The organism is Blastococcus sp. SYSU D00695, from assembly GCF_054050555.1.
Genome location: NZ_JBJGZP010000051.1, coordinates 1 through 10,984 on the forward strand (window position 1 = coordinate 1; position 10,984 = coordinate 10,984).

The following is a 10,984-nucleotide window of genomic DNA, read 5'->3' on the forward strand; positions in this document are numbered from 1 at the left end:
CCCCCCCCCCCCCCCCCCCCCCCCCCCCCCCCCCCCCCCCCCCCCCCCCCCCCCCCCCCCCCCCCCCCCCGCGCCGCCCCCCCCCCCCCCCCCCCCCCCCCGGCGGCCCCCCCGGCCGGTCTCCATCCCGGACCCGGCCGCCTCAGCCCGGCGTGCAGGTGCGGGCGGTCAGCTGCCGCAGCTGCTCGCGCTGTGAGTCGTCCAGCGGCAGGTCGAGCGTCACCGCCGTCCCGTCGTCGACCGTGACCGCCAGCGGCATCAGGTAGGGCTGCTTGGTCTCGGCCAGGGCGTGCGGGTCGCAGCGCGCGGTGGTGAACGCGACCGGGGCCGACGCCTCCTCCCGCCCGGCGGCGAGCTCCAGCGGCAGCTCGGCCCGCGCCGTGTAGAGGACGCTGCCCTCCAGCCGCACCGCGGTCACGGCCTCCTCGCCGTCCCCGGACCGGTGCAGCACCAGCCGGCCGGTCAGCGCGTCGCCGTCCGGGACCAGGTCCGCGACGGTCACCGCGACCAGGGCCTGGACCGCGGCAGCCGCGCAGAGCCGCGTGTGGACGGCGGCCAGCGACTCCGCCGCCATCGGCACCCGCAGCTCCTCGACGGCCCCCGACGGGCGGACGACGGTCAGCCGCGCGGCCGCGGGCTCGGCCGCGGTGTCGCAGACGGGGTCGCCGTAGGGGGTGGGGAGGTCGGTCCGCCGTCCCGGCACGAAGGCGGCGGTCACGGGGACGGCGGGCAGCGGCGCGAACCCCGGTGAGTCGATCGCCACGGAGGTGACGGTGAACGGCCGGTCGCCGGTGTCGGTCACCGTGACCTGCACCTGCCCGCCGGCGGCCCGGTCGGTGCGGTACTCGACGGCCTGGGCGCTGATGCCCGGCACCGGGGGCACCGGCGGCCCGGTGCGCAGCGGCGTCGTCGTGGCCGGCGACCCGGAGGACTCCGCACCCGCGGGCGGCGCGCCGTCGCCGGCACCGCAGGAGGCGCAGGCGAGCACGGCCGCCGCCACCCCGGCCAGCGCGGTCCGCCGCACGCCCCGCAACGCCGGGACCGCCCGGCGGTCAGCGGTCGCGGCTCGGCAGCCGCGCCATGACCCGCCCGGCCTCCATCCGCACCTCGAGCTTCTCCTGCGGGTTGGCCGCCGGGCCGCGCCGCGGCTCGCCGTCGTCGAGGTCGAACGCCGAGCCGTGCCACGGGCAGACCAGGCAGGCGCGCCCGCGCACCTCCTCGACGCTGCCCCCGTACAGCGGGCCGGACAGGTGCGAGCAGGCGCCGATGAAGACGTCGACCCGGCCGCCCCGGCGCACCGCGGCCAGCGGCACGTCCACCCCGCTTCCCGAGCCGGTGCGCAGCGCGGGCCGCCCCTCCGGCAGGTCGTCGAGCGGGCCGAGGTCGATCCACTCGGAGGACAGCGCCCGCGCGGCGGTCGCCGCGTGCGAGGCGCCGGCGGAGCGGGCGTAGGACATGTGCCCGCCGATGGCCGCCGAGCCGCCGGCGACGCCGAGCCCGGCGTAGGCGAGCACCCGGCCGAGCGTCCCGCGGCCGCGGGCGCGGGCGGCGAGCGACCCGACGTAGAGGCCGAGGGCCGCGGTGTTGGCGACCGCGTGCAGCACGCCGAGCCGGCGGACGCCGACGTCCTGCTCGGACCAGTCGGCGGCGCCGGAGGCCGCGGCCGGCAGCGCCGCCGCGACGCCGGTGCCGATGAGGACGGTCGCCGCGGGCCGCAGGGCGGGGACGGCGTCGAGGATGCCGGCCGACACCCAGCTGCCCACCGGGACCTGCACGAGGACCGGGTGCAGCGGGTGCCCCAGCCAGGTGCCGTGGAGCAGGTCCTTCAGGGCGCCGGGCGCGGACTGCACGGCCCGGCGCGCCGGCTCCATGGCCCTGTCGAAGGTGTCGACGTCGGCGAGTCGATCGAGGAAGCCCATCAGACCCATGGCCGCCCCCTACCCCCGCGGGCGCCCGGGCACGCAGGTCGGACGGGCACCGGTTCCGTCACGGTCGGCCGCGCCGGGCCCGGTCCTGTCGGCCCCCCGTGGTCTCATGCACGCGCGGGCGGGTGACGTCCGCTCACTCCCGGAATACCGCTGGCGTCCAGGCAGCTGCCAGGAGGACCCTGCCTAGTGTCCGTGTGCCCACCCAGGAGCCGATGATGACCTGCCCGACCCTCTCGCGCCCACGTGGCGAGCGGGTCGAGGCCGTCCTCACGCGGCTGCGCTCCGACGACGCGCTGGGCCAGTTCGCCCGGTTCGTGCTGGTCGGCGGCTCCACCAGCGGGCTGTACGCGCTGCTGTTCCTGGTCCTGCACGGCCTGGGTGCGCAGCCCGCCAACTGGATCGGCTCGGTGACGACGTCGGTGCTGGCCAACGAGATGCACCGCCGGCTGACCTTCCGGGCCGGCGAGCGCGTGAGCTTCCTGACGGCGCAGGTCGAGGCGGGCGCGCTGTCGATCGCCGGGCTGGTCTCGACCAGCCTCGCGCTGGCCTGGCTGACGGCCACCACCGACACCGACGACCCGTACGTGCAGTTCGCGCTGGTGGCCCTGGTCACGGTGACCATCGGCACGCTGCGCTTCATCGCCCTGCGCTGGCTGTTCCACTCCACGAGCGGCCGCATCGGCTGAGTCCTCGGCGCCCGGCCGCGTCGCGCGCCCGCGCCGGCGGGGCGCGCCCCTACCCTCGGGGCATGACGACGACCCGGAACAGCCGCCTCGCGGGTGCCGCGCTCGCCGCCGGCCTCGGCCTGCTCTCCCTCGCCGGGTGCTCCTTCAGCTCGGAGACCTTCTCCTGCGACACCAACTCCTGCACCGTGACGCTGAGCGGCACGGGCACCGAGGTGGACCTGCCGATCGGCCCGACGATCAGCCTGGGCAGTGTCGAGAACGGCCGCGCCTCGATCAGCGTCGGGGGCGCCAGCGTCTCCTGCGCCGAGGGCGAGAGCGTCTCCGCGGGTGGCCTGTCGCTGGAGTGCACGTCGGTCTCCGACGACGAGGTGAAGCTGACCGCGTCGCTGAGCTGACCGCACCGGCCGGCCCGGCCCGCACGGGCCGGCCGGCGTCAGGCCGGGTCGGGGACCTCGAGGACGACCCGCGTCGGGTCCTGCAGCAGCGATACCCGGAACGGCGCCCGCGAGGTCGTGCCGACGAACGCGACCGTCGTGCCCTCGAACGTCGAGTCGAAGACCACCTCGGTGACGGTGCGCGTGCCGGCGCCCGGGACCGCCCCGGCCGCGGAGAACTCCTCCACGCCGGTCTCGTACGGGTAAGCGACACCGCTCAGGGTCACCTGCAGGATCGCCTGCCCCGCGACGGGCACGACCTCGCCGCGACCCTGCGACGACGCGACGTCCACGTAGCGGACGTCCCAGCCCGGCAGGCCCTCGCCGCCGACCTCGAACACCACACGGTCGAAGCCGTCGTGCCGGCCGGTGCGGATGTCGGTGACGGTCACCCGGGCGCCGTCCTCGGGCTCGGCCTGCGCGGTGGTCTCCCCCGGCGTCCCGGCCGACGGCGGGGCGCCGTCCTCCGAGGGAGCGGCGGTGGCGTCCCGGTCGGCCGCGGGGGTCGTGGCGGACCCGCCGGCGGCCGGCGTGGGGTCCGCCGACGCGCCCTCCTCACCGGCGCAGCCGCTCACCAGCACCGCCGCCAGGACGGCCGACAACACGGCAGGGGCGGGGCGGAGGCGACGGACGGTGCTCACCCGGGGAGCCTGTCAGCGGCAGCCCCCGCCTGGGCGGACCCGGGGTGCGTGTCGCCCCGCGACACCCCCCGGGGAGCCCCCCCGTCGGAGGGTGCGCGGGGGGCATGTACAGTTCTCAGCGCCCCCGGCGAACACCGAGCCCTCATCGTCTAGTGGTCCAGGACGCCGCCCTTTCAAGGCGGTAGCACGGGTTCGAACCCCGTTGGGGGCACGCAGCACCAGCAGTACACAGCAAGGCCCTGTAGCGCAGTTGGTTAGCGCGCCGCCCTGTCACGGCGGAGGTCGCGGGTTCGAGTCCCGTCAGGGTCGCTTCTCGGTGGAGACACCGGATCGGGGCAGGTAGCTCAGTCGGTACGAGCGCTCGCCTGAAAAGCGAGAGGTCGGCGGTTCGACCCCGCCCCTGCCCACACACAGCACCTCGAGGGGACACCCCTCCCGGGGTCCGGCCGTCGGCCGGGCCCGCCTCCTCAGCTCCCGACGCGGTCCAGCGCCACCTGCGAGTACACCTGCGCGTGGACGTCCCGCACGGCCGCCCGCTGCTGCTCGCGCCACGCCCGGTCCGCCGGCCGCGGCGCGGGCCGGGTCAGCGCCGCGGCGACGGCCCCGTTGAGCGACACCGGGTCGAAGCCGCGCTCCTCGTCGTTGCCGTACGTGACGACGTCGGACCACTGGTCGGCGAACCAGCCGCAGCTGGGCGCGACGACCCGGGTGCCGACGTCCCGGCACACCTCCAGCTCCGACGAGTGCGTCCCGCAGGACTCCGGCAGCACCGCCACGTGCAGCTCCTGCAGCTGCGCGGCCCACCGCTGCTCGTCGAGCTCCACCAGCTCCACCGACGGGTTGCCGGCCAGCTCGCCGAGGTCGGGCAGCGGGAAGCCGGGGGCGAGGAAGACCCGCAGCCGCCCGCCGCCGTTCACCGCGCCGTTGAGGGCGGCCCGCACCACCCCGGCGGGGTCGGGGACGCAGGCGTCCAGCCGCAGCGGCAACCCCACCAGCCCCCGCTCGCCGCCCACCTCGGGGTCGGGCGCGGCGACGGTCGGGTGCGCGACGACGATCGCCGTCCGCCCGAAGCGGTCGGCGATCTCGTCGGCGGCACCGGGCGTCAGCGTGAAGACCACCTCCGCGGTGTCCAGCAGCGCCCGCAGGTGCGCGTCGTGGCGGGTCCGCAGCGGCTGGGCGGGGTCGCGCAGCTGGTGCACCGTGACGACCAGCGGGACGCCGGTGCGCCGGATGGCCTCGGTGAAGCAGACGACCTCGTCCTCGGGCAGGTGCCCGAAACCGCCGTGCACGTGGACGACGTCCACCTCGGCGGCGTGCGCGGTCAGGTACGCCGGGTCCAGCCACGGGCTGGGCGAGTGCTCGGGCCCGACCCGGACGACGCCCGCGGGCAGCACGGCGTCCACGTAGGGCGCGCGGTGCGGCACCGTGGCGACCCGGATCGCGGGCGACGCTGCCCGCGGCTCGTTCTCGGGGTCCACGCGGACGGCACTCCTCCTGACGCCGAGCACGCGACGGCAGGGCGGGTGCTCTCGATGGGACTTCGGTCCCTGTCCGGCTACCCAGCATCCACTCCGGCAACCCCGTGTGGTCACCCGGGTGGGATCCGTCACCCGAAGGAGGTGCTGGTAGGAGCCTCGCCGGCCCGCTCCCGCTGCGCCCGCGCGTAGGCCGGGGCCCGGAACCGGGCCATCGGCCCGTCGGCCAGCACCTGGGGCGGCGGGTTGCGCACCGCGTCGAACCGCACGTCCGGATCCGGTTCCTGCGCCGGCGTGCCGAGCGCGAGCGTGGCGAACCGGCGCCAGGGGCCGGACCCGCGGCAGACCGCCAGGGTGAAGGTCACCTGGCGCCGGGCCACCACCGCGCGCAGCGGGTCCGGCTCCGAGGGCACCGGGCCGCCGCCGGTCGCCCAGGCCGCCAGCCGCAGCGTCCCCGCGGCGGAGCGGTAGCCCATGATCGAGCTGTACGGGCCCGCGGCGTCCCGGCGCGGCACCGGCAGCACCCGGCCCAGCCGGCCGCGGCCGGCGCTGGACAGCAGCAGGTCCACCGGCCGGCCGTCCGCCGGGACGCGCACGGCCAGGCCGAGCAGGTCCGGCCACGGCGACGGCAGCCCGGTGCCACGGCTGAGGCGGACGGTCACCTCGTCGACGGCCGCGACGTCGAACCAGGTGACACCGCTGTCCGCGCCGCCGGTGCGCCGCAGGACCCCGTCGAGCACGAGGCCCCGCGGGTGCATCGGCTTCCCGCGCCGCCGGCGGGCGAGCGCCCCCAGCGGCACGGCGACGGCCTGTCCGGCCAGCTCGGCGACGGTGGGCAGGACGACGGTGGGCACGGCGACCTCCGGTCGAGGGGACGCCTCCGCCCCTACCCACTCGTCCCCGGCTCCTCCCTCCGGGCGAGGGTCGCCAGCCCACACCTCCGGCCGGTCGGCCCGGGATGGCAGCACTTGGGCACGGCGGCCGCCAGGTCCGTGTGGATCTGCCACGGCATGCCCGATGACACGGATCGGTCCGCCGCATACGTTCGGTACATGTTCACGACGCTCTTGGTCATCGGCGGCGTTCTGGTGGGGCTGTTCGCGCTCCTGGCGCTGATCGTCGCCCTGAGCGCCCGTCCCGCGACCCGCCCCGGCCGCGCGCCCGCGCCGCAGTGGGTGGCGCAGACCGGCCGCCCGCACCCGGACGCCTGGTCGCCGTTGACGGAGACCAGCACCTCCGAGATCACCGCCATCCGGTGACCCCCTGACCCGGCGTCCCGGCGGCTGCGGCAGCGCGCCGCCGGGACGCTCCGGACGCGCCACGCCCAGCGCGCCCTGCGTCCGGCCGCGCGGTGCGGCGGACGTGCCCGCATCCCGCGACGCTCGGGGCGCGGTGGTGCGCGGCCCTCAGCCGGGCGCGGTCATCAGCTCGGCGGCCCGTTCCCCGATCATCACCGCCGTCGCCGCGGTGCCGCGGCTGGGCACCCGCGGCAGCACCGAGGTGTCGGCGACCCGCAGGCCCCGCACGCCGCGCACGCGCAGCCGCCCGTCGACGACCGCGCCGGGGTCGCCGTCCAGCCCCATCCGCGCGCTCCCGCACAGGTGCACGGCGGTGCCGAGGTGTCGCAGCACCCAGCGGTCCAGCACGGCGTCGTCGGCCAGCACCGCGGTCGTGAGCGGGTCCCCGGGCGGCAGGTCGGCGGCCGGGGCGCGCAGCGCCGCCAGCGGGCCCGTGGCCAGCAGCTCGGCGGCGAGCCGGACCCCGGCCCGCATCCCGGCCCGGTCCGCGGCGGAGGCGAGGTAGCCGTAGCGCAGTCGCGGCGCCCGCCCGGGGTCGGCCGAGGCCAGCGTCAGCCGGCCGCGGCTGCCGGCCCGGAGCAGCGAGACGCCGACGGTCAGCACGCCGTCGTCGGCCGGGACCGCGCCCCACGCCGGCAGCAGGGCGGCGAAGGAGCGGAACCACGGCAGCAGCTCCACGCCGCCGGGCGCCCCGTCCGGGGCCGCGTGCAGGACCTGCTGCAGCGCCAGGCCCGGGGGCGCCGGGAGGCCGGGCACCGGACGCCAGGGCACCTGCACCATCGGGTGGTCGCCGAGCCCCTCCCCCACGCCGGGGACGTCGGCGACGACCGGCAGGCCGAGGTCGCGCAGCGCGCCGGCGGGGCCGATGCCCGAGCGCAGCAGGAGCTCGGGCGAGCCGACGGCGCCCGCGGCCAGCACCACCTCCGCGGCGCGGACCACCCCGGCGTCGGTCTGCACCCCGACCGCCCGGCCGCGCTCGACCAGCACCCGGAGCACCCGCACGCCGCCGCGCACGGTGAGCCCGCGCTGCCCGCGCAGGTAGGCCACGGCCGCGCTGACCCGGACGCCGTCGACGGCGTTGGAGGGCAGGGGGCCGCAGCCGGCCGGCCCGGCACCGTTCTTGTCCGGCTCGGCGGGCACGCCCAGCGCCGCCGCGGCCGCCGCGAACGCCTCGGCCGGCTCGTAGCCGGGCGCCGGGCGGGTGACCGGCACCGGGCCGTCGGCCCCGTGCAGCGGGGAGCCGCCGTGCTCGCGGTCGGCCTCCAGCCGGCGGAAGGCCGGCAGCACCGCCGCCCAGGACCACTCCGGCACCCCCCAGCCGTCGCAGTCGGCGGGGGTCGCGCGGACGAAGTAGCAGCCGTTGAGCGCGCTCGACCCGCCGGCGCCCCGGCCGCGCACCACCGACCGGGTCACCCCCGGGGCGAGCTCGACCGGCACCTCGACGGCGGCCGGTGAACCGGGCACCGCCGCGCGCATCGTCGTGGCGTCGCGGGTCTCGGCGACCTGCTGCGCGGGGCCGGCCTCCAGCAGCAGCACCTGCCGCCCGGCCTCGGCCAGGCGGGCGCCGAGCGCGCAGCCCGACGTGCCCGCGCCGACCACCACCACGTCGGCCTCGGCCGGCAGCGGCTCAGGCACCGTCGCCGAGCCCGAGGAGCCCGGGCAGGTCCAGCCGGCGGACCTTGCCCGTCGAGGTGCGGGGCAGCTCGGCCACCGGGTGCAGGCTCTTGGGCCGCTTGGCCGGCGCCAGCCGCTCCCGCGCCCAGCCGGCCAGCTCGGCGGGGTCGGCGTCCCCCACGTAGGCGGCGACGACGCGCTGCCCCCAGTCCGGGTCCGGGACGCCGACGACGGCGCTCTCCACCACCCCGGGGTGCCGGTCGAGCACCGCCTCGACCTCCGCGGGGTAGACGTTCACCCCGCCGGAGATGACCAGGTCCTCCCGGCGGCCGTCGAGCCAGACGACGCCGTCGTCGTCCACCCGGCCCAGGTCGCCGACGGTGACCCGGTCCCCGCGCCAGGCGGCGGCGGTCTTCTCCGGCGCCCGCCAGTACTCGAAGCGGGCCCAGCGCGGCACGGTGCACCACAGCTGGCCGCGCTCGTCGGCCGTCAGCACCCGGCCGGGGCGGGCGCGGCCGACACTGCCCGGGGAGGCCAGCCAGTCCTCGGGCGAGCAGACGGTGAACTGCGCCTCGGTGGAGCCGTAGAACTCCCACACGCTGCCGGGCGGGGCCGCGGCCAGCAGCGCGCGCTTGACCGGTTCCGGGCACGGCGCTCCGGCGTGCACCAGCCGCCGGAACGAGCTCCAGTCCACGCCGCCGTGCCGCAGGAGGCGCTGCAGGTGGGTGGGCACGCAGAAGGTGGTCGTCGGCCGCTCGGCGGCGATCGCGGCGGCCGCCCGGGCGACGTCGAAGGGGCCGGGCAGCAGCACCTCCCCGCCGGCGAGGAGCGTGTGGATCGAGAACCGCAGCGGCGCCGAGTGGTGCAGGGGCGAGAGCACCAGGTGCCGGTCGCCGGGGTGGAAGCCCCAGAGGCCGATCTCCTCGGCCGCGAGGGCCCGGGCGTCGTCCGCACCGAGCACCCCGGACCAGACGCCCTTGCGCCGGCCGGTGGTGCCCGACGTGTAGTGCATCGGCCGGGCGAGGGGGACGTCGGCCAGGTCGGCCTGCGCGTCCCCGGTCAGCAGCCGGCCCGGGTCGTCACCGACGTCGAGGGCGGGGTCCGCGTCGGCGGCGAGCGCGGCCCGCTCGTCCGCGGGCAGGGCCGGGTCGAGGACCACCGGGACGACGCCGGTGCGCAGCGCGCCGAGCACGACCGCCAGCAGCGCCGGCGAGGCCGCCGCCGAGACCAGCAGCCGGTTCCCGCGGCGCACCCCGGCCGCCGCCAGCGCGGCCGCCGCCCGCCGCTGGTCGCGCTCGCTGTCGGCGGCGCGGACCACCGGCACGGTCATCCCGGGCGGACCTCGTCGCCGGCGACCTCGAGCCGGCCCTCGGCGGCCAGCTTGCCGAGCATGGAGCGGGTGGACAGCCGGGCGGCCGGCCACACCTCGCGGGGCACGGCCGCGTAGATGGTGGCGACGAGGTCGTCGACGCTGCGCGCGCCGGCGTCCACGGCCGCCAGCACCTGCGCCTCGCGGAAGGCGCGGTGCGCGAGGTAGTAGTCGAGGACGGCGCGCGGGTCCTCGGTCAGCTCCGGCCCGTGCCCGCAGTACAGCGCGCTGGGCCCGAGGTCGTGCACCCGCCGCAGCGACTCCAGGTAGGCCACGACGTCGCCCTCGGGGTGGGCGATGACCGAGGTGCCGCGGCCGAGCACGTGGTCGCCGACGAGCACCGCGCCGGACTCCACCCGGAAGGCCAGGTGGTCGGCGCAGTGCCCGGGGGTGCCGACGACCTCGACCGCCGTCCCGGCCAGCCGCAGCCGCTCCCCGGGCTCCAGCACCCGCCCGCCCGGGCCGGCGACGCGGGCGTCGGCCGCGGCCACCTGCGCGCCGAACCGGGCGCCCCAGGGCTGCGCGGCGTCGGCGTGGTCGCCGTGGTGGTGGGTGACCAGGACCGCGACGCAGCGCGCGTCCCGGGCGGCCAGCGCCTCCTCCACCGCGGCCAGGTGCGCGGCGTCGTCGGGACCGGGGTCGACGAGGACCGCCTGCCCGCTGCCCGGCTCGCCCACCACGTAGGTGTTGGTGCCGTCCAGCGTCAGGCCCGAGGGGTTGGGCGCGAGCACCCGGGTGACCAGTGGCTCCAGCTCGGCCGTGCGCACCATCGCGCCGGGGAGGGGGAGGTCCCAGGTGAGGCGAGGGTCCAGCGGTGCGTCCACGAACCGGCACGCTAGCGGGGCGGACCGCTCCGCGCGTGCCCGGCGGGTTACGGTCGCGATCATGCGAGCACTCCGACGCCTGGCCACCCCCGCGGTCGCCACGGCCGCCGCCGCCGTCCTCCTCCTCTCCGGCTGCGGGGGCGACGACGACTCCGCGTCCTCGTCCTCGTCCTCGTCCTCGTCCTCGTCCTCGTCCTCGTCCTCGTCGTCCTCCAGCAGCTCGGCGGAGAGCAGCGCGGACTCCGGCGACGCCGACGTCGCCGCCTTCTGCGCCCAGACCCAGGAGTTCGTGGCGGCCCTCGACCAGGTCGACCCCTCGTCTCCCCAGAGCATCCCGACGGCGCTGTCCGACGCCTCCGCCGCCTTCGACGCCGCCGAGCCGCCGGCCGAGATCGCCGAGGACTGGGCGGTCCTCGGGGACGCCCTGCGCTCCTTCGCGGACACCGCCAACTCCGTCGACCTCACGACGCCCGAGGGCGGCCAGCAGCTGGCGACGGCGGCCACCGAGTTCCAGAGCGTCTTCACCGGTCCGTCCGGGACCGCCGTGAACCAGTTCGGCACCGCCAACTGCACCGGCGCCTGACCACCCCGCGACCGACGACAGCGGCCCGCCCCCCCCCCCCGGGGGGGGGGGCCGGGTGGCGGGGGGGCGGGGGGGGGGGGCGGCGCCGCTGGTGCCCCCCCGGGGGGCGCGCCGCCCGGGCCGGGCCCCCCG

At 78.2% G+C, this 10,984-nt stretch carries 12 protein-coding genes and 3 tRNA genes; 7 read left to right on the plus strand and 8 right to left on the minus strand.

Annotated elements, in window-relative coordinates:
• Positions 1 to 142: 142 nt before the first annotated feature.
• Positions 143 to 1,024, minus strand: coding sequence for a hypothetical protein (locus ACI781_RS18900; protein WP_456567677.1), 882 nt, complete (start codon positions 1,022 to 1,024; stop codon positions 143 to 145).
• A 28-nt stretch (positions 1,025 to 1,052) separates the two neighbouring features.
• On the minus strand, positions 1,053 to 1,928 hold the full coding sequence (locus ACI781_RS18905) for a Rieske 2Fe-2S domain-containing protein (protein WP_456567678.1): 876 nt from the start codon (positions 1,926 to 1,928) through the stop codon (positions 1,053 to 1,055).
• A 215-nt stretch (positions 1,929 to 2,143) separates the two neighbouring features.
• Between ACI781_RS18905 and ACI781_RS18910 the strand changes: the two genes are divergently transcribed.
• Together ACI781_RS18910 and ACI781_RS18915 are read left to right on the plus strand one after the other, a co-directional pair.
• Positions 2,144 to 2,614 (plus strand): GtrA family protein, encoded by a 471-nt coding sequence (locus ACI781_RS18910; RefSeq protein ID WP_456567679.1) that lies wholly within the window; start codon positions 2,144 to 2,146, stop codon positions 2,612 to 2,614.
• Positions 2,615 to 2,676: 62 nt separating this feature from the next.
• Complete coding sequence (locus ACI781_RS18915) at positions 2,677 to 3,009, plus strand: hypothetical protein (RefSeq protein WP_456567680.1); 333 nt, start codon at positions 2,677 to 2,679, stop codon at positions 3,007 to 3,009.
• Positions 3,010 to 3,047: 38 nt separating this feature from the next.
• Here the strand turns inward: ACI781_RS18915 and ACI781_RS18920 are convergent, their stop codons facing one another.
• On the minus strand, positions 3,048 to 3,689 hold the full coding sequence (locus tag ACI781_RS18920) for an AMIN-like domain-containing (lipo)protein (protein ID WP_456567681.1): 642 nt from the start codon (positions 3,687 to 3,689) through the stop codon (positions 3,048 to 3,050).
• Positions 3,690 to 3,827: 138 nt separating this feature from the next.
• Here ACI781_RS18920 and ACI781_RS18925 point away from each other — a divergent pair.
• The 3 genes from ACI781_RS18925 to ACI781_RS18935 all read left to right on the plus strand — a co-directional run bounded on the left by ACI781_RS18925 (position 3,828) and on the right by ACI781_RS18935 (position 4,096).
• Positions 3,828 to 3,900, plus strand: a tRNA-Glu gene (locus ACI781_RS18925).
• 24 nt (positions 3,901 to 3,924) lie between these two features.
• Positions 3,925 to 3,998, plus strand: a tRNA-Asp gene (locus tag ACI781_RS18930).
• Positions 3,999 to 4,022: 24 nt separating this feature from the next.
• Positions 4,023 to 4,096 (plus strand) — tRNA-Phe (locus ACI781_RS18935).
• A 60-nt stretch (positions 4,097 to 4,156) separates the two neighbouring features.
• Here the strand turns inward: ACI781_RS18935 and ACI781_RS18940 are convergent.
• The gene (locus tag ACI781_RS18940; RefSeq protein WP_456567682.1) at positions 4,157 to 5,167 is read right to left on the minus strand and encodes a glycosyltransferase; all 1,011 of its coding nucleotides are present in this window, start codon (positions 5,165 to 5,167) and stop codon (positions 4,157 to 4,159) included.
• Positions 5,168 to 5,295: 128 nt separating this feature from the next.
• A complete protein-coding gene (locus ACI781_RS18945; protein ID WP_456567683.1) occupies positions 5,296 to 6,018 on the minus strand; it encodes a phosphodiesterase in 723 nt (240 codons plus the stop codon).
• 198 nt (positions 6,019 to 6,216) lie between these two features.
• Between ACI781_RS18945 and ACI781_RS18950 the strand changes: the two genes are divergently transcribed.
• On the plus strand, positions 6,217 to 6,423 hold the full coding sequence (locus ACI781_RS18950; RefSeq protein ID WP_456567684.1) for a hypothetical protein: 207 nt from the start codon (positions 6,217 to 6,219) through the stop codon (positions 6,421 to 6,423).
• 147 nt (positions 6,424 to 6,570) lie between these two features.
• Here the strand turns inward: ACI781_RS18950 and mftG are convergent, their stop codons facing one another.
• From mftG to ACI781_RS18965, 3 genes are read right to left on the minus strand one after another with little or no spacing between them, the layout of a single operon-like run.
• A complete protein-coding gene (gene mftG / locus ACI781_RS18955; RefSeq protein ID WP_456567685.1) occupies positions 6,571 to 8,097 on the minus strand; it encodes a mycofactocin dehydrogenase MftG in 1,527 nt (508 codons plus the stop codon).
• Positions 8,090 to 9,406, minus strand: coding sequence for a class I adenylate-forming enzyme family protein (locus ACI781_RS18960; protein ID WP_456567686.1), 1,317 nt, complete (start codon positions 9,404 to 9,406; stop codon positions 8,090 to 8,092). The genes mftG and ACI781_RS18960 overlap by 8 nt, the downstream gene beginning before the upstream one ends.
• Entirely contained in the window at positions 9,403 to 10,269 is an 867-nt protein-coding gene (locus tag ACI781_RS18965) for an MBL fold metallo-hydrolase (RefSeq protein ID WP_456567687.1), read from the minus strand. The genes ACI781_RS18960 and ACI781_RS18965 overlap by 4 nt, the downstream gene beginning before the upstream one ends.
• A gap of 61 nt (positions 10,270 to 10,330) precedes the next feature.
• Here ACI781_RS18965 and ACI781_RS18970 point away from each other — a divergent pair, with 61 nt between their 5' ends.
• Positions 10,331 to 10,852: a hypothetical protein gene (locus ACI781_RS18970; RefSeq protein WP_456567688.1), complete on the plus strand. Its 522-nt coding sequence runs from the start codon at positions 10,331 to 10,333 to the stop codon at positions 10,850 to 10,852.
• Positions 10,853 to 10,984 lie beyond the last annotated feature (132 nt).